The following is a 17,158-nucleotide window of genomic DNA, read 5'->3' as shown; positions in this document are numbered from 1 at the left end:
AGACAAAACCATGGCAACCACCACGGCCCACGAGCCGAAAGGCAAGCACCAGTCGAAGAAAGCCACCGCCAGCGGCTGGATCGGCTCGGCGCTGGAGTACTACGACTTCTTCATCTACGCCACCGCCGCGGCGCTGATCTTTCCCCAGATCTTCTTTCCCAAGGGCGACCCGCAGATCGCGATCATCGCGTCGCTCGCGACGTACGGCGTGGGCTACGTCGCACGGCCGATTGGCGCAGTGCTGCTGGGCCACTGGGGCGACACGCACGGCCGCAAGACCGTGCTGATCCTGTGCATGTTCCTGATGGGCTTTTCCACCATCGCCGTCGGCCTGCTGCCGACCTATGACCAGGTCGGCCTGTGGGCACCCGCGCTGCTGGTGGTGCTGCGCCTGATTCAGGGCTTCGCGGTGGCCGGCGAGATTTCCGGGGCGAGTTCGATGATCCTGGAGCACGCGCCGTTCGGACGTCGCGGCTTCTTCGCGAGCTTCACGCTGCAGGGCGTGCAGGCCGGCCAGATCATGGCGGCGGCCGTGTTCCTGCCGCTCGCGCACTACATGGACAAGGACGCCTTCAACTCCTGGGGCTGGCGCATTCCGTTCCTGCTGAGCTTCATCGTCATCGTGGCCGGCTACATCATCCGCAAGGAAGTGGAAGAGACACCCGCCTTCGCCGAAGTCGACAAGAGCGCAAAGGTGCCGAAGGCGCCGGTGATCCAGGCCGTGACCGAGAGCTGGGGCGACATGCTGCGCGTGCTGCTGTGCTCCCTGATGAACGTGATCCCGGTGGTCGCGACCATCTTCGGCGCCGCCTACGCGGTGCAGCCGGGCTACGGCATCAACTTCGAGAAAGACATCTACCTCTGGATTCCGGTGATGGGCAACATCCTGGCCGTGATCGTGATCCCGTTCGTCGGCAACCTGTCGGACAAGGTCGGCCGCCGCCTGCCGATCGTCGTCGGTGCCATCGGTTCGGGCCTGCTGTCGTTCGGCTACCTGTACGCCATCAGCATCCACAACGTGCCGCTGGCCATCGTGATGTCGCTCCTGATGTGGGGCGTGGTCTACCAGGGCTACAACGCCGTGTTCCCGAGCTTCTATCCGGAGATGTTCCCCACGCGCACTCGCGTCTCGGGCATGGCGATCTCGCAGAACATCGGCACCGCGATCACCGCGCTGCTGCCGGCGCTGTTCGTGGCGGTCGCGCCTCCCGGCGCTGCCAACATCCCGCTGACCGTGGGTGCCATCACGCTGGCGATCTGCGCCATCGCCGCGATCTCGGCCTGGACCGCCCGCGAAACCTACCGCGTGCACATGAACGACCTGGGCACGCCCGATGCGGTTCCGGTCGACAAGCTCGAGTACGACCGGCTGCGCGAGCAGACGCTGGCGAGCGCACGCATGGCCAAGGCTGCGGCCTGAAGACCTTGCGCGCACCAAGGGCGTTGGCGCGATGAAGAATGCCGGGCATGACCTCCCATCTCAAGATCGATTTCGTTTCCGATGTCTCTTGCCCCTGGTGCGCCGTCGGCCTGGGCTCGCTCGAGGCGGCGCTGCGGCGCATCGCGCCCGACGTCACGGCGGAGCTGCATTTCCAGCCCTTCGAGCTGAACCCGCAGATGCCGCCCGAAGGCCAGGACACCTTCGAGCACCTGAGCCAGAAATACGGCTCCACGCGCGAACAACAAGCGCAATCGCGCGAGATGATCCGCCAGCGCGGCGCCGAGGTGGGCTTCGAGTTCAGCCCAGAGGGCCGGCCGCGCATCTACAACACCTTCGACGCCCACCGCCTGCTGCACTGGGCCGAGCTCGAAAGCCCGGCCAGGCAGGCAGCGCTGAAAAAGCTGCTGCTGAAGGCCTACTTCACCGACCGCCAGAATCCCTCCGACCATGAGGTGCTGGTGCGCCTGGCCACCGAGGCCGGGCTCGATGCGGCGCGGGCCCGCGAAATTCTGGCCAGCGACGAGTTCGCCCGCGAAACCCGCGAGCGCGAACGCATGTACACCGATGCCGGCATCCATTCGGTGCCGGCGATCATCATCAACGACCAGCACCTGATTTCGGGCGGCCAGCCGGTCGAGGTGTTCGAGCGGGCGCTGCGCCAGATTGCCGGCGCGCAGCCCAGCACCGTCGCCGCCGCCTGAATCTCCGGCGGCGGTTTCGCCCTGAAACGAAGCCGAGCGCCAGCTTTACCTGGCCGGGGCCGCAAGTTCGTCAACCGCGCCGCCACGGCGCGTGTTGATCGGTTCATGATGCGACCCATGCTGCTTCCCGGACGTCTTTGCATGCTGTCGGTCGCCATGGCGGCGGTGCTGCTGGCAGGCTGCACCGCCGGCCCGCAGCGGCCCGAAGCCGTGCCGCTGGCCGCTCTGCGCCGCGTGGCCGACGATCCGGCCACGCAACTGCGCTGGCTCGACCGCGTGACCTGGGGCACCAGCGCCAGCAGCCAGGCCGAGCTGGCGCGCACCGGCCTGCCGGCCTGGATGGGCCGGCAGCTCAGCCCGCAGGCGCAGCCGCTGCCGGCGGCCGCGCAGGCCCAGATCGACGCGATGACCATTTCGCGCACGCCCTTGCCCGAGCTCGCGAGATCGCTCGAGGCCCAGCGCAAGGCCGCTGATGCGCTCGCGGACGAAGATCAGAAGAAGGCCGCGCGCCAGGCCTACCAGCAGGAGCTGAACCGCCTCGCGCGCGAGGCGCAGCAGCGCTTCGTGCTGCGGGCGCTCTATTCGCCCAACCAGCTGCAGGAGCAGATGACGTGGTTCTGGGCCAACCACTTCAACGTCAACATCCGCAAGGACGCCATCCGCGCCCTGGTGGGCGACTACGAAGAGAACGCCATCCGCCCGCATGCGCTCGGCCGCTTCCGCGACCTGCTCGGTGCCGTGCTGCGCCACCCGGCCATGCTGCGCTACCTGGACAACGCCCAGAACGCCGCCAACCGCATCAACGAGAACTATGCGCGCGAGCTCATGGAGCTGCACACCATGGGCGTGGGCAGCGGCTATTCGCAGGCGGACGTGCAGGAGCTGGCGCGCGTGCTCACCGGCGTGGGCGTGAGCCTCCAGCCGGCCGATGCGCCGCCGCCGCCGAAGATGCGCCCCGAGGTGCAGGCCGACCATCTGCGCCAGGGGCTGTTCGAATTCAACCCGAACCGCCACGACTACGGGGCCAAGACCTTGCTCGGCCAGCCGATCAAGGCGCGCGGTCTTGCCGAGACCGACGAGGCCCTCGACCGCCTGGCGCGGTCGCCGGCCACCGCGCGCTTCATCTCGCGCAAGCTCGCGATGTACTTCGTGGCCGACGATCCGCCGCCCGCGCTGGTCGACCGCATGGCCGCCACCTTTGGCCGCAGCGATGGCAACATCGCGGCCGTGCTGCGGTCCATGTTCGAGTCCACTGAATTCGCCGCCTCGCTGGGCCGGAAGTTTCGCGACCCTGTGCACTACGTGATGGCCGGTGTGCGGCTCGCGTATGACGACCGCGTGGTGCAGAACGTCGATCCGCTGCTGGGCTGGATCAACCGCATGGGCGAGCCGCTCTACGGGCACGAGACGCCCGACGGCTATCCGCTCGGCGAAGCCGCATGGGCCAGCGCCGGCCAGATGAACACGCGCTTCGAAATCGCCCGCGCCATCGGCAGCAACGGCGCCGTGCTGTTCCGTGCCGGCGACAGCAAGGCGCCGCTGGAGCGGCCCGCGTATCCGCCGTTGGCCGAATCGCCCGCGGTGCGCACCATGCAGGCCGTGCTGGCGGCGGAAACCCGCACCGCACTCGCGCAGGCCAGGACGCCGCAGGAGTGGAACATCTTCCTGCTGGCGTCGCCCGAGCTCATGCGGCGCTGATGGCACGAGAAAGGGACTTACCTGATGCAACGTCGAGAACTCTTGAAGCTCGCGGCCGCCGCACAGCTCACCGGCGCGGCCGGCCGGCTGATGGCCGCGCCTGGTGCCGAGGGCGCGAAGCTGCTCGTGGTGTTCCTGCGCGGCGCCTACGACTGCGCCAGCCTGCTGGTGCCGACAGCGAGCGACTTCTACTACGCTTGCCGGCCCAACATCGCGATTGCACGGCCCGGCGAGGCCAACGGCGCGTTGCCGCTCGATGGCCAATGGGGCCTGCACCCGGCGCTGGCGCAGAGCGTGCTGCCGCTGTACCAGCAAAAGCAGGCGGCCTTCATCGCCTTTGCCGGCACCGACGACCTCACGCGCAGTCATTTCGAAACGCAGGATTCCATCGAGCTCGGCCAGGCCCTCGGCAAGCGGCGCGACTACGGCTCGGGCTTTCTCAACCGGCTTGCGGCCGTGCTCGGCGCCGGGCCCCTGGCCGGCGTGTCGCCCATGGCGTTTACCAACCAGCTGCCGATCGTGATGCGCGGCCAGGCCAAGGCGGCCAACATGGCGCTCTCGGGCAATGCGCGCCCCTCGATCGATGCGCGCCAGAGCGAGGTGATTGCGGCGATGTACCGCAACACCGCGCTCGCGCAGCCCGTGGCCGAGGGCTTCCAGGTACAGGGTGAAGTGATGCGCGCCATGCAGGCCGAGATGGACGCCGCCAGCCGCAGCGCGATGACGGCCAAGGGCTTCGAGCTCGTTGCGCGCCGCATGGCGCGGCTCATGCGAGAGCGCCTCGACGTCGGCTTTGTCGATGTCGGCGGCTGGGACACGCACGTGGGGCAGGGCGCAGCCGCCGGCTACATCTCCAACCGCTTCGAAGAACTGGGCCGTGGCGTCGCCGGCTTCGCCGAAGAGATGGGCGAGGCGGCCTGGCGCAACGCCGTGGTGGTGGTCATCAGCGAGTTCGGCCGCACCTTCCGCGAGAACGGCAACCGCGGCACCGACCATGGCCACGGCACCGTCTACTGGGTGCTCGGCGGCGGCCTCTCGGCGCAGGCGGGCGGGCGCGTCGTGGGGGAACAGCAGGAGGTGGCGCAAGCCACGCTGTTCCAGAACCGAGACTACCCGGTGCTCAACGAATACAGAGCGGTGTTCGGCGGGCTGTTCCGCCGGATGTACGGCCTCTCGCCGGCCCAGCTCGCGCAGGTATTCGACGGTGTGGCGCCGAAAGACCTGCAACTGGTCTGATGCTCCGCGGGACCGGCAGCATCGGTGTTTCGCAAGATGGCGTCCGTCAACGTGGCAATGAGCTATCGCCGTCATAGGCAAAGCGTTTGCCCTATTCGTCCGTCCGGATCCAGAATGTTACGCCTCAACCAAAACTGGAGACCCCCATGACCCAGAATCCTGAAGCCAAGTGCCCCGTCCACCATGCGGTGGGCCGCGGCACCGTCAATCAACACTGGTGGCCCAACCAGTTGCGGGTCGACCTGCTTCACCAGCATTCCTCCAAGTCCGATCCGATGGGCAAGGACTTCAACTACGCCAAGGAGTTCAAGAGCCTCGACTACGAGTCGCTGAAGAAAGACCTGCGTGCCCTGATGACGGACTCGCAGGACTGGTGGCCAGCGGACTTCGGCCATTACGGGCCTCTGTTCATCCGCATGGCTTGGCACAGCGCCGGCACCTACCGCACCGGCGACGGGCGTGGTGGTGGCGGCCGGGGCCAGCAACGCTTTGCGCCCCTCAACAGCTGGCCCGACAACGTCAACCTCGACAAGGCTCGGCGCCTGTTGTGGCCGATCAAACAGAAGTACGGCCGCAAGATCTCGTGGGCCGACCTGATGATTTTGACCGGCAACGTGGCCCTCGAGTCCATGGGCTTCAAGACCTTCGGCTTCGGCGGCGGCCGACCGGACACGTGGGAACCCGACCAGGACGTCTACTGGGGCAACGAGACAACCTGGCTCGAAGACAAGAGGTACACCGGCGACCGCGAACTGGAGAACCCTCTTGCGGCCGTGCAGATGGGTCTGATCTACGTCAACCCCGAAGGTCCGAACGGCAACGCCGACCCGGTCTCGGCGGCGCGGGACATCCGCGAGACTTTCGCCCGCATGGCGATGAACGACGAGGAAACCGTTGCCCTGATCGCCGGCGGCCACACCTTCGGCAAGACCCACGGCGCCGGTCCGGCGGAGCTCGTCGGCTCGGCGCCTGAAGCGAATGATCTGGAAGAAATGGGCATGGGCTGGAAAAGCACTCACGCCAGCGGCATCGCCGGCGATGCGATCAGCAGCGGCCTGGAAGTCACCTGGTCACAGACGCCGACGCAGTGGAGCAACCACTTCTTCGAGAACCTGTTCAAGTTCGAGTGGGAACCGGTCAAGAGCCCGGCCGGCGCGGGACAGTGGCAGGCCAAGGGCGCTGCGGCGGACATTCCGGATGCCCACGACAAGTCGAAGAAGCGCGTGCCCACCATGCTGACCACCGATCTTTCACTGCGCTTCGACCCCGCCTACGAAAAGATCTCGCGGCGCTTCCTCGAGCACCCCGAGCAGCTTGCCGATGCGTTTGCGCGCGCCTGGTTCAAGCTGACGCATCGCGACATGGGTCCGCGCTCGCGCTACCTTGGACCGGAAGTGCCGAAGGAAGAGCTGATCTGGCAGGACCCGATCCCGAAGGTCGATCATCCCCTGATCGACGACAAGGACGCTGCGGCTCTCAAGGCCAAGATCCTGGGCTCGGGCCTGTCGGTCACCGACCTGGTGCTGACGGCTTGGGCGTCGGCCTCCACCTACCGCGGCTCCGACATGCGCGGCGGCGCCGACGGCGCCCGCATCCGCCTGGCACCACAGAAGGATTGGGAAGTGAACGAGCCGGCCAGGCTGGCCAAGGTGCTCCAGACGCTGGAGGGCATCCAGGGCGAATTCAACAAGGCGCAATCGGGCGGCAAGAAGGTCTCGATGGCCGACCTGATCGTGCTGGCCGGCTGCGCCGCAGTTGAGCAGGGCGCCAAGAACGCAGGTCATGGCGCGACGGTGCCCTTCACCCCCGGCCGCATGGATGCATCGCAGGCGCAAACCGACGTGGAAGCCATGAAGGTGCTCGAGCCCGTGGCTGACGGCTTCCGCAACTACCTGAAGAAGGACTATGCGGTTCCCGCGGACGCGCTGCTGATCGACAAGGCCCAACTGCTGACGCTGACGGCACCCGAGATGACGGTGCTGGTGGGCGGCATGCGCGCGCTGGGCGCCAACGTCGGTGCCACCAAGCACGGCATCTTCAGCCAGAAGGAGCATGCGCTGACCAACGAGTTCTTCGTGCGCCTGCTCGACCTGAACACGACCTGGAAGGCTGTGCCCGGCGAGAACAACCTGTACGAGGGCGTTGATCGCAAGACAGGCGAGCGCAAGGGCAGCGCGACGCGCGTGGACCTAGCCATCGGCTCCAATTCAGTGCTGCGCGCCCTGGCCGAGGTCTACGGCAGTTCGGACGCGCAGGAGAAGTTCGTGAAGGACTTCATCGCGGCGTGGACCAAGGTGATGAACCTTGGCCGGTTCGACATCGCCTAGACGATCCTCGCGGTTGCCGATTCGATGCGGCTCTGATCAGTCGTCGCCGCGAGCAAGGGTTCGCGGCGACGCCGTTGCATGCAGGCGCAGGAGACAACGATGACGGCCAGCTACGTGGAAATACAAGGCGCCCAGGCGGATGTTGATCTCTGGGATGGATTGATCACGGATCAAAACGCCCTCATCGGCGTCATGATGCAGAGAATGTCCCAAGTCGGATGCACGGATGCAGCATGGCTCGACGAGCGAATCACGGAGGCGGAAAGTATCGAGAATCGCCTGGTCGTCGGACTCGACCGCGCCCAGCGCCGACTGCGGGCATTGATCTAGCTGCTCGGAGCATTCCGGCGCACCGGCGTTCAGGAGCCGCCGAGAATCGGTGCATGCCTCACGCCGTCTCCCTCCTTCGCGCCGCGCGCCTGGCGCGAAGCGCCAAACCTTTTCTTGCCCGTGGTGGCTTCAAGCGCGAGCGCTGCGCGGGCTGCCGCCTGGTGCCCAGCCATTGCATGTGCGCTGCGCGCCCTTCGGTGGCAACGCGCGCGGGGGTGTGCCTGCTCATGGGCGACATCGAGCCGCTCAAGCCCACCAACACGGGGTGGCTGGTCGCCGACGTGGTGGCCGATACCTTCGCCTTCGGCTGGGCCCGCACCGAAACCGATCCCGCGCTGTTGGCGCTGTTGAACGATCCGCAATGGCAGCCCTACGTGGTGTTCCCGGGGCAATATGCGGCGCCCGAGCGTGTGGTCGTGGCCGTTCCGGCGCCTGGAACGGGCGGCAGTGGCACTTCGAAACGGCCGCTCTTCATCCTGTTCGACGCGACATGGGCCGAGGCACGCAAGATGTTCCGCAGAAGCCCTTACCTCGACCGGCTGCCGGTGTTGAGCCTGCAGCCGGAGCGGATCACGCAATACAAGCTGCGCAACTCCGGCCGCGACGACCACTTCTGCACCAGCGAGGTGGCCGCGATGTGCATGAACCTGGCAGGCGAGCATGTTGCCGAACAGACGCTGGATGCCTACCTCGTGGTGTTCACGCACCACTATCTGCGTGCGAAGAACCAGCAGCCCGTGGCCTGGGACGGTGCGGCGCATCGGCGGCTGCGCGAAGTGGCCGTCTTGCCGCCATCATGACTTCGTGGCAACTTCGTAGGCCGTGGTTACGGCAGAGTCGTCTTGCGCGCCAAGTCCCCGCGCCGCGGTGCCGAGGAAGGCAAGGTATGCAGCATGTGCGAGCGCGGCGGGAAATCGCGACTCTCGCGTTGCGTCGAGCACCAGGGACATGTCCTTGACGAAGATATCGACCGCCGATGTGATGTCGTCGAACTTGCCCGCGATCATCCTGGGGCCCCGGTCCGCGAGCATCCAGGACCCTGCCGCTCCGCTGCAGAGAATCTCCAGCGTGAGATCCAGCGGCAGCCCCTGGCGCCTTGCGAGTGCGAGCGGTTCTCCCGCCGCAGCCAGATGGACGCCGCAGAGCACCTGGTTGAGAATTTTCATCTGAGCACCGCAGCCAGCCGCGCCGAGGTAGCGCACCCGGTTGCCGAAGGTCTCGAGCACGGGGGGCGCAAGCTCGACGGCCCCGCGCTTTCCGGAACCCATGATTGTCAGTTGTCCGCGTTCCGCGCCGATGGCGCCTCCCGTGACCGGCGCATCGACCAGCCAGATCGAGTGCTGCGCCAGCCGCCCTTCAAGGGCGCGAACATAGCCTGGATCCATGGTGCGATCCTCGGTCGCGGCCTTCCTGCAATGGATCCATGCCGAAGCGGCAAGAAATTGAAAGCATTCAAGGCGATCCTGCCGAAGCCCTGGCCCCCCCCCGCTGCTGCGGTGGCCGCGGCTTGCGGCATGGCGGTCTGCGGCGGTCACGGGCATCGCGCGGAACACGATGTGCACGGGGTTGCGCGAGCTCAGGTCGCAGCGCCTGCCGGCTGAACGCAGGGCTTTGGGCTTCGCCGCAAAATAGGCGCCGGCGCGCACGGCGCATCCAGAAGGAACATCCGACATGACCATTCCCTTGCAGCAACTCCTCGGCATCGACCTGCCGCTGATCCAGGCACCCATGGCCGGCGTGCAAGGCAGCGCGATGGCCATCGCGGTCAGCAACGCCGGCGGGCTCGGCTCGCTGCCCTGCGCCATGCTGAATGCCGACGCCATGCGCAGCGAGCTCGCTGCTATCCGCGCCGGCACCGACAAGCCCTACAACGTCAACTTCTTCTGCCACACGCCGCCCGAGCCGAGCGTCGGGCGCGAGGAGACATGGCGCACCGCGCTGGCGCCGTACTACGCCGAGTTCGGCATCGATGCCGCGAGCATCCCTACCGGCCCGGGGCGCAACCCGTTCAGTGCCGAAGTGGCCGACCTGCTGGCCGAATTCCGTCCGCCGGCAGTGAGCTTTCATTTCGGGCTGCCTTCAGAGGCGCTGATGGCGCAGGTGCACGGCTGGGGCGCGAAGGTGCTGGCCTCGGCCACCACGGTCGAAGAGGCGCAGTGGCTCGAAGCGCGTGGCGTGGATGCGGTCATCGCGCAAGGGCTGGAAGCCGGCGGGCATCGCGGCCATTTCCTGTCTCACGATCTGACGAGACAGCTCGGCACCTTTGCGTTGCTGCCGCAGCTGGTGCATGCCGTGAAGGTGCCGGTGATCGCGGCCGGCGGCATTGCGGATGCAAACGGCGTGGCCGCGGCGATGGCGCTGGGGGCTGCGGGCGTGCAGGTCGGCACCGCCTATATGCTGGCGCCGGAAGCCACGACAACCGCGATTCATCGCGCGGCGCTCAAGAGCGAAGCCGCGCGCCACACCGCGCTCACCAATCTGTTCACCGGCCGGCCGGCGCGCGGCATCGTCAACCGCGTGATGCGCGAGCTGGGGCCGATCGGCTCGGTGGCGCCGGAGTTTCCGCTTGCCACCTCGGGCATTGCGCCGCTGCGCGCCAAGGCCGAGGCACAGGGCAGCGGCGATTTTTCACCGCTCTGGTCGGGCCAGAATGCGACGGGCTGCCGCGAGCTGCCGGCCGCCGAGATCACGCACGCCTTGGCGCAAGGTTTTCAATCTCTTTCCGCCTGACGCCATGACACAACTCCATCTGCCTTTCAAGTTCCTCGAGCAGGCGTCGAATCCCAGCGTGCGCGAGCCGTGGCTGCTGGTGCTCATGCATGGCGTGGGCAGCAACGAACAGGACCTGTTCGGCCTCGCGCGGCTCATGCCGCCGCAATTTCATGTGCTGAGCCTGCGCGCCCCCTATGTGCTCTCGCCCGATGCGTATGCGTGGTTCGAGTTCCAGGTGCTGGCCGATGGCGAGCGGCGCATCAACGAGGAGCAGGAGCGCGAAAGCCGCTTCCTGGTGGGCGAGATGGTGGCCTCGGCCGCGCAGCAGCTCGGCGTGCCGCCGGAGCGCGTGGTGGTCGGCGGTTTCAGCCAGGGCGGCATCATGGCGCTGTCGCTGCTGCTGACCCAGCCCGCGAAAGTGCGCGCCGCGATGGTGTGGCACGGCCGGCTGCTGTCGCAGGTGGCGGCGCACATTGCAGCGCCCGGGGCTTTCGAAGGAAAGGCGCTGTGGGTGAGCCACGGCAGCGCCGACAACGTGATTCCCCCGAGCGCCGCGCAGGCCACGCGCGAACTGGCGCGCAGCCTGCCGCTGGCGCTGTCGGGCGCCGATTTTCCGGGCGGCCACGAGATCCGCCCGGCCGAGCTGCAGGGCGCGCTGGCGTGGCTGCAGTCGCTCGGTTCGGCGGCGGGCGCGTCCTAGCGGGCCGAACTTTCGCGCCGCGGGCGCGTCACAGGGCGTTACGGGACGAAACCGTGGCGAGGCGCCGATCTGGTGCACCATAGCCGCTCGTCTCCCATTGCAATCCTCGCAAAAGGAACCCGCAGACATGTCCGACCGAGACACCCCCGAAATCCCCGATGTGCACGATTCGCGCGATGCCCCCGCGTACAGGCCACGGCGCGAGACGTCGACCGGAACCATCATCGTCATCGTGCTGCTGGCGATCGCGGCCGGATTCCTGGGCTGGCGCTGGTACCAGCAGCAACAGCCGCAGCCGGTCGAGCCGCCAGCGGTAGCCGCCGCGCCGAACGACGGGCTCGCGCCCGCACCGCCTGCGCCCCCGCCCCAATCCGCGGAGCCGCAGAACCCCATCGATGCGATCGCGCTGCCCGAGTCGGGGCTGCCCAAGGTCGCCGATTCCGATTCGCGCGTGATGAAGGCGCTCGTCGATCTGATGGGCAGCAAGAACGTGGCGGACTTCCTGCAGTTCGAGGGTATCGTGCGCCGCTTCGTGGCCACGGTCGACAATCTCGCGCGCGAGCAGTCGCCCGCGAGCACGTGGCCGGTGCAGCCGACGAAGCAGCGCTTCACCACCCAGGGGAAGGGCGAGAAAGAGACCATTTCGCCCAACAATGCCGCGCGCTACAACCCCATCGTGATGCTGGCCGAGTCGATCGATCCGGCCAAGGCGGCCAAGGTGTATGCGCGGCTCTATCCGCTGTTCCAGCAGGCCTACGAAGAGCTCGGCTATCCGGGGCGCTATTTCAACGACCGGCTGGTTGCCGTGATCGACCATCTGTTACAGGCGCCCGAGCCCGCCGGACCGGTGCAGGTTCGCCTCGTCGAGGTGAAGGGCAACGTGCCGTCGCAGCGGCCCTGGGTGCGCTACGAGTACGCCGATCCGAAGCTCGAGTCGCTCTCGTCGGGCCAGAAGATCATGGTGCGCGTGGGACTGGAGAACGAGCGCAAGCTGAAGGCCAGCCTGCGCGGCTTCCGCGAGCAGATCGCCACGGGCGAGCTGGCGAAGAAGCAGCAGCCGCGCTGAACCGGCGCGCCGTGTAGGCGCGGGCCGATTGCGTGCGGCGCAGATGCCGGGGATGATTCGCCGAATCCGCCGGCGGTGCCGGTGGTTCACCTGACTTCGATTCCCAAGAAAGATCTCGAGGACAACCGTATGAACCTGATGAGCGTCGACCTCTACCAGAGTGCCACCGATCCCGAGAAATTCCTGGCGCTTCCCGCGGGCGCCGATCCCGCCGAGCTCATGGGTCCGATGACCTTCGACCAGGACTACGCGCAGGTCGTCCGGTACCGCGAAGGCTTCGAATTCGATCCGTCCGAAAGCTACGCGGGCGTCAATGCCGCGAAGATCGCCGCGGACATCCTCACCGTGAAGTGGGCGATCTATCGCCGGGAAGCCTGAGCGTCCGCCTTCGGTCTTCAGGCCTTTTCGGTTTCCTGGTACGCGTCCACTGGCACGCAGCTGCAGAACAGGTTGCGGTCGCCGTACACGTTGTCGACACGGCCGATCGGCGGCCAGTACTTGGCCCGCTTGAGTTCAGCCAGCGGGAACGCGCCGAGTTCGCGCGAATACGGATGCGCCCATTCCGTTCCGAGCAGGCTGGCCGCAGTGTGCGGCGCGTGCTTGAGCGGGTTGTCGTCCTTCGGCCAGACGCCTTCCTCGACGCGGCGGATCTCGCCGCGGATCGCGATCATCGCGTCGATGAAGCGGTCGAGCTCGGCCAGCGGCTCGCTCTCGGTGGGTTCCACCATCAGCGTGCCGGGCACGGGGAAGCTCAGCGTGGGTGCATGGAAGCCGTAATCGATCAGGCGCTTGGCCACGTCCTCGGCGGTGACGCCGCTGGTGTCCTTGAGCGGGCGCAGGTCGAGGATGCACTCGTGCGCGACGTGGCCGTTGGGGCTCGCGTACAGCGTGGGGTAGTGGTCCTTGAGGCGCGCGCTGATGTAGTTGGCGCTCAGGATCGCGGTTTCGGTCGCCGCCTGCAAGCCCTTGGCACCCATCATGCGGCAGTACATCCAGCTGATCGGCAGCACGGCCGCATTGCCGAGCGGCGCTGCCGAGACGGCGCCGACACCGCTCGATGCCACGCCGGCCGTCGCATGGCCCGGAAGGTAGGGCACGAGGTCTTCGACCACGCACACCGGGCCCACGCCCGGGCCGCCGCCGCCGTGCGGAATGCAGAAGGTCTTGTGCAGGTTCAGGTGGCTCACGTCGCCGCCGAATTCGCCCGGCGCGGCCACGCCGACCAGCGCATTCATGTTGGCGCCATCGACGTACACGCGGCCGCCGTGTTCATGCACGAGTTCGCAGAGCTCCTTCACGCGGGTTTCGAACACGCCGTGCGTGCTCGGGTAGGTGATCATCACGGCCGCGAGCTTGTCGCTGTGCTTCTCGCAGGCGCGCTTCAGGTCGTCCATGTCGACGTTGCCCTGTGCGTCGCAGGCCGTCACCACCACCTGCAGGCCCACCATCTGCGCGCTTGCGGGGTTGGTGCCGTGCGCCGACGAAGGAATGAGGCAGATGTTGCGGTGCCCCTGGCCCTTGGCTTCGTGGAAGGAGCGGATCGCCAGCAGGCCCGCGTACTCGCCCTGCGAGCCCGCATTGGGCTGCAGGCTGATGCCCGCGTAGCCGGTCGCTTCGCAGAGCCATGCGCGCAGCTGCGCGTCGAGCTGCGCGTAGCCCACCAGCTGCTCGGCCGGCGCAAAGGGATGGATGTTGGCGAACTCGGGCCAGGTGATCGGGATCATCTCGCTGGTCGCGTTGAGCTTCATCGTGCAGCTGCCGAGCGGGATCATGCTGCGGTCGAGCGCCAGGTCCTTGTCCGACAGGCTGCGGATGTAGCGCAGCATCGCGGTTTCGCTCTTGTGGGTGTTGAACACCGGGTGCGTGAGAAAGGCGCTGGTGCGGCGCAGGTCCTCGGGCAAGCGCGGCGCGGTGCCGGCCAGGTCGTCGAAGCGCGGCATCGCGGTGCCGGCGGGCACGAACAGGGCCCAGAGCGTCTCGATGTCGGCGCGCGTGGTGGTTTCGTCGAGCGAAATACCCAGGTGCTGCTGCAGCCGCTGGCGCAGGTTGACGCCCGCGGCCTGGGCGCGCTCGATGATCTTCGGCGTGTCGTCGCCGGTGCGGATGGTCAGCGAATCGAAGGCCGTGGCGTTGACCGGCTCGCGGCCCATTTGCGCGAGGCCCTGCGCAAGGATGGCCGTGAGCGCGGCCACGCGCTGCGCGATGCGCGTGAGGCCGTCGGGGCCGTGGTACACGGCGTACATGCTGGCCACCACAGCCGGCAGCACCTGCGCGGTGCAGATGTTGGAGGTGGCCTTTTCGCGCCGGATGTGCTGTTCGCGCGTTTGCAATGCGAGGCGGTAGGCGGGCTGGCCGTGGGTGTCGATGCTCACGCCGACCAGGCGGCCCGGCAGCGAGCGCTTGAACTCGTCGCGGCACGCCAGGTAGGCCGCGTGCGGGCCGCCGTTGCACAGCGGCATGCCGAAGCGCTGCGTCGTGCCGCAGACGATGTCGGCGTCCCATTCGCCCGGAGGTGCGAGCAGCGTCAGCGCCAGCAGGTCGGCGGCCACGCAGAAGGCGGCGTCGCACTGGTGCGCATGGCCTGCGAGCGGGCGCAGGTCGTGCACGTGGCCGGTGGTGGCGGGGTACTGCGCGAGCACGCCGAAGAACTCGCCGCTCACCATCAGGTGCGGCAGCGTCTCGGACACGGTGCTGACCTTGACCTCGATGCCCAGCGGCGCGGCGCGCGTCCTGATGACCTCGATGGTCTGCGGATGGCAGTCGCCGGACACCAGGAACACGTTGCTCTTGCTTTTGACGCTGCGCTTGGCGAGCGTCATGGCCTCGGCTGCGGCCGTGGCTTCGTCGAGCATCGACGCATTGGCGATGGCCATGCCCGTGAGGTCGCACACCATGGTCTGGAAGTTGAGCAGGGCTTCCATGCGGCCCTGCGAAATCTCGGCCTGATAGGGCGTGTAGGCGGTGTACCAGGCGGGGTTCTCGAGCACGTTGCGCAGGATGACGCCCGGCGTATGCGTGCCGTAGTAGCCCTGGCCGATGAAGCTCTTGAAGACCTTGTTCTTCGCCGCGATGGCCTTCAATTCGGCCAGCGCATCCGCCTCCGTGAGGGGCGCCGGCAGCCGCATCGGCTTGGCGCGACGGATGGCCGCAGGCACGATGCCGTCGATGAGCTCGGCGCGGGTTTCCGAGCCGATCACCGGCAGCATGCGCGCCTCGTCCGCCGCATCGATGCCGATGTGGCGGGCGAGAAACTCTTCGGCGTTCTCCAGTTGTTGCAAAGAGGGAAGGGCGGGAATCGACATGGCGGTGAAGGCTCGGGGATGAGAAAAAGGCGGCCGGAGAACTCGGCGGATCAGGACTCGGCAGCGAACTTGTCGTAGGTGGCGGCGTCGAGCAGGCCGTCGAGCTGCGCTGGCTCGCTGAGCTTGACCTTGAAGAACCAGCCGGCGGCCAGCGGATCGGTGTTGGCGAGCGAGGGGTCGGCGCGCAGGGCTTCGTTCACTTCGGTGATTTCGCCCGATACGGGCATGAACACGTCGGCCGCGGCCTTGACCGATTCGACGACACCGGCCACTTCGCCCTGGGCAAAGGTCTTGCCGACTTCAGGCAGGTCGACAAAGACCACGTCCCCGAGCGCGTCCTGCGCATGCACGGTGATGCCGACGGTGGCCGCGCTGCCTTCGGCCGAGACCCATTCATGGTCCTTGGTGTACTTGATGCTCATGAAAAACTCCTCGTGGAAAAAATGATTTGGGGTGCAGAGCCTAGCCGCGGTAATAGCGGGTGGGCACGAAAGGCAGGGTCGAGACTTCCATCGGCACCGGCTTGCCGCGCACGATGGCCTGCACACGCGTGCCGGGTTCGGAAAACGCGGTGGCCACGTAGCCCATGGCGATCGGGCGGTCGGCCGTCGGGCCGAGCAGGCCGCTGGTGACGAAGCCGATGTCGTGGCCTTCGAAGGATTGCAGCACCGTGCCGTCGCGCACCGGAATGCGTTCCAGTGCCACGAGGCCGACGCGCCTGCGCTTCAGCGTGTCGTGGTCGGTGTGGCCCGCGGCGCCGGCCGTGGCGGCGGCGAGCTGGGCCAGCACCTTGGCCGCGCCCGGAAAGCTGCCTTCGCGTGTGCCACCGGTGCGGCGCACCTTCTGGATCGCCCAGTTGAGCGAGGCCTCGACCGGCGTGGTGGTGGTGTCGATGTCGTTGCCGTAGAGGCACAGCCCGGCTTCCAGCCGCAGCGAATTGCGCGCGCCCAGGCCAACGGGCTTGACCTCGGGCTGGGCCAGCAGCAGGCGGGCCAGCGCGTCGGCATTCTGGCCGGCCACCGAGATCTCGAAGCCGTCTTCGCCGGTGTAGCCGCTGCGCGTGGCGAAGGCCGGAATGCCGCCGATCTGCACCGCGCCGCCGGTCATGAACACGAAGCGCTCGATGCCGGGCGACAGCCGCGCCAGCACCGTGGCCGCCTGCGGCCCCTGCAGGGCGAGCAGCGCGTGGTCGGGCAGCGGCTGCACCTCGCAGCGTTCGCCGATCTTCTGCTGGATGTGGGCGATGTCGGCCACCTTGCAGGCGCCGTTGACGATCACGAAGATCGAGCCGTGGCCTTCGTTGAAGAACATCAGGTCGTCGAGGATGCCGCCCTCGTCGTTCAGCAGCAGGCCGTAGCGCTGCTTGCCGGCGGGCAGGTCGATCACGTCGACCGGCATCAGGGTTTCGAAGGCGGCCGCGGCGTCCGCACCGACCAGGCGCAGCTGGCCCATGTGCGAGATGTCGAACAGGCCGGCCGCGTCGCGCGTGTGCCTGTGCTCGGCCATGAGGCCGGCGGGGTATTGCACCGGCATGGAATAGCCGGCAAAGGGCACCATGCGGGCGCCGAGCTCCACGTGCAGGTCGTACAGCGGGGTCTTGAGCAGTTGTTCGGCGGAAGAGGCGTCGGAGGAAGCAGCCATGGGG

At 67.5% G+C, this 17,158-nt stretch carries 15 protein-coding genes; 11 read left to right on the top strand and 4 right to left on the bottom strand.

The window, feature by feature from the left end; translation table 11 throughout:
- Nucleotides 1-10 precede the first annotated feature (10 nt).
- The 7 genes from VAPA_RS16860 to VAPA_RS16830 all read left to right on the top strand — a co-directional run bounded on the left by VAPA_RS16860 (nucleotide 11) and on the right by VAPA_RS16830 (nucleotide 8,533).
- On the top strand, nucleotides 11-1,420 hold the full coding sequence (locus VAPA_RS16860; protein WP_021007976.1) for an MFS transporter: 1,410 nt from the start codon (nucleotides 11-13) through the stop codon (nucleotides 1,418-1,420).
- A gap of 38 nt (nucleotides 1,421-1,458) precedes the next feature.
- Nucleotides 1,459-2,142: a DsbA family oxidoreductase gene (locus VAPA_RS16855; protein WP_021007975.1), complete on the top strand. Its 684-nt coding sequence runs from the start codon at nucleotides 1,459-1,461 to the stop codon at nucleotides 2,140-2,142.
- A gap of 141 nt (nucleotides 2,143-2,283) precedes the next feature.
- Entirely contained in the window at nucleotides 2,284-3,840 is a 1,557-nt protein-coding gene (locus VAPA_RS16850; RefSeq protein ID WP_041946142.1) for a DUF1800 domain-containing protein, read from the top strand.
- 24 nt (nucleotides 3,841-3,864) lie between these two features.
- Complete coding sequence (locus VAPA_RS16845; protein ID WP_021007973.1) at nucleotides 3,865-5,076, top strand: DUF1501 domain-containing protein; 1,212 nt, start codon at nucleotides 3,865-3,867, stop codon at nucleotides 5,074-5,076.
- Between the two features lie 146 nt (nucleotides 5,077-5,222).
- Nucleotides 5,223-7,403: a catalase/peroxidase HPI gene (katG, locus tag VAPA_RS16840; protein ID WP_021007972.1), complete on the top strand. Its 2,181-nt coding sequence runs from the start codon at nucleotides 5,223-5,225 to the stop codon at nucleotides 7,401-7,403.
- A 99-nt stretch (nucleotides 7,404-7,502) separates the two neighbouring features.
- On the top strand, nucleotides 7,503-7,733 hold the full coding sequence (locus tag VAPA_RS16835; RefSeq protein ID WP_047787076.1) for a hypothetical protein: 231 nt from the start codon (nucleotides 7,503-7,505) through the stop codon (nucleotides 7,731-7,733).
- Between the two features lie 53 nt (nucleotides 7,734-7,786).
- Nucleotides 7,787-8,533 carry a tRNA-uridine aminocarboxypropyltransferase gene (locus VAPA_RS16830; RefSeq protein ID WP_021007971.1) on the top strand — a complete coding sequence of 249 codons (747 nt, stop codon included), beginning with the start codon at nucleotides 7,787-7,789 and terminating at the stop codon, nucleotides 8,531-8,533.
- Here VAPA_RS16830 and VAPA_RS16825 read toward each other — a convergent pair.
- Nucleotides 8,528-9,406, bottom strand: coding sequence for an NAD(P)-dependent oxidoreductase (locus tag VAPA_RS16825; RefSeq protein WP_021007970.1), 879 nt, complete (start codon nucleotides 9,404-9,406; stop codon nucleotides 8,528-8,530). The genes VAPA_RS16830 and VAPA_RS16825 overlap by 6 nt on opposite strands.
- On the opposite strand from VAPA_RS16825, the gene VAPA_RS16820 reads away from it, so the two are divergent.
- The 4 genes from VAPA_RS16820 to VAPA_RS16805 all read left to right on the top strand — a co-directional run bounded on the left by VAPA_RS16820 (nucleotide 9,405) and on the right by VAPA_RS16805 (nucleotide 12,589).
- Nucleotides 9,405-10,463 (top strand): NAD(P)H-dependent flavin oxidoreductase, encoded by a 1,059-nt coding sequence (locus tag VAPA_RS16820; protein WP_021007969.1) that lies wholly within the window; start codon nucleotides 9,405-9,407, stop codon nucleotides 10,461-10,463. The genes VAPA_RS16825 and VAPA_RS16820 overlap by 2 nt on opposite strands.
- A gap of 4 nt (nucleotides 10,464-10,467) precedes the next feature.
- Nucleotides 10,468-11,145: an alpha/beta hydrolase gene (locus tag VAPA_RS16815; RefSeq protein ID WP_021007968.1), complete on the top strand. Its 678-nt coding sequence runs from the start codon at nucleotides 10,468-10,470 to the stop codon at nucleotides 11,143-11,145.
- A gap of 127 nt (nucleotides 11,146-11,272) precedes the next feature.
- The gene (locus VAPA_RS16810) at nucleotides 11,273-12,211 is read left to right on the top strand and encodes a DUF3014 domain-containing protein (RefSeq protein WP_021007967.1); all 939 of its coding nucleotides are present in this window, start codon (nucleotides 11,273-11,275) and stop codon (nucleotides 12,209-12,211) included.
- 129 nt (nucleotides 12,212-12,340) lie between these two features.
- Nucleotides 12,341-12,589: a hypothetical protein gene (locus VAPA_RS16805; RefSeq protein ID WP_021007966.1), complete on the top strand. Its 249-nt coding sequence runs from the start codon at nucleotides 12,341-12,343 to the stop codon at nucleotides 12,587-12,589.
- A 17-nt stretch (nucleotides 12,590-12,606) separates the two neighbouring features.
- On the opposite strand, the gene gcvP is transcribed toward VAPA_RS16805, so the two are convergent.
- The 3 genes from gcvP to gcvT are packed head-to-tail and all read right to left on the bottom strand — an operon-like array spanning nucleotide 12,607 to nucleotide 17,154.
- Nucleotides 12,607-15,513, bottom strand: a complete 2,907-nt coding sequence (gcvP, locus tag VAPA_RS16800) for an aminomethyl-transferring glycine dehydrogenase (RefSeq protein WP_021007965.1) — start codon at nucleotides 15,511-15,513, stop codon at nucleotides 12,607-12,609.
- A 50-nt stretch (nucleotides 15,514-15,563) separates the two neighbouring features.
- Nucleotides 15,564-15,935 (bottom strand): glycine cleavage system protein GcvH, encoded by a 372-nt coding sequence (gene gcvH / locus VAPA_RS16795; RefSeq protein WP_021007964.1) that lies wholly within the window; start codon nucleotides 15,933-15,935, stop codon nucleotides 15,564-15,566.
- Between the two features lie 40 nt (nucleotides 15,936-15,975).
- Complete coding sequence (gene gcvT / locus VAPA_RS16790; RefSeq protein ID WP_021007963.1) at nucleotides 15,976-17,154, bottom strand: glycine cleavage system aminomethyltransferase GcvT; 1,179 nt, start codon at nucleotides 17,152-17,154, stop codon at nucleotides 15,976-15,978.
- Nucleotides 17,155-17,158 lie beyond the last annotated feature (4 nt).

This window comes from Variovorax paradoxus B4, from assembly GCF_000463015.1.
Lineage (GTDB): Bacteria > Pseudomonadota > Gammaproteobacteria > Burkholderiales > Burkholderiaceae_C > Variovorax > Variovorax paradoxus_E.
Note: the sequence above shows the minus strand (reverse complement) of the source record. Positions and strands in the feature narration are given on the sequence as shown.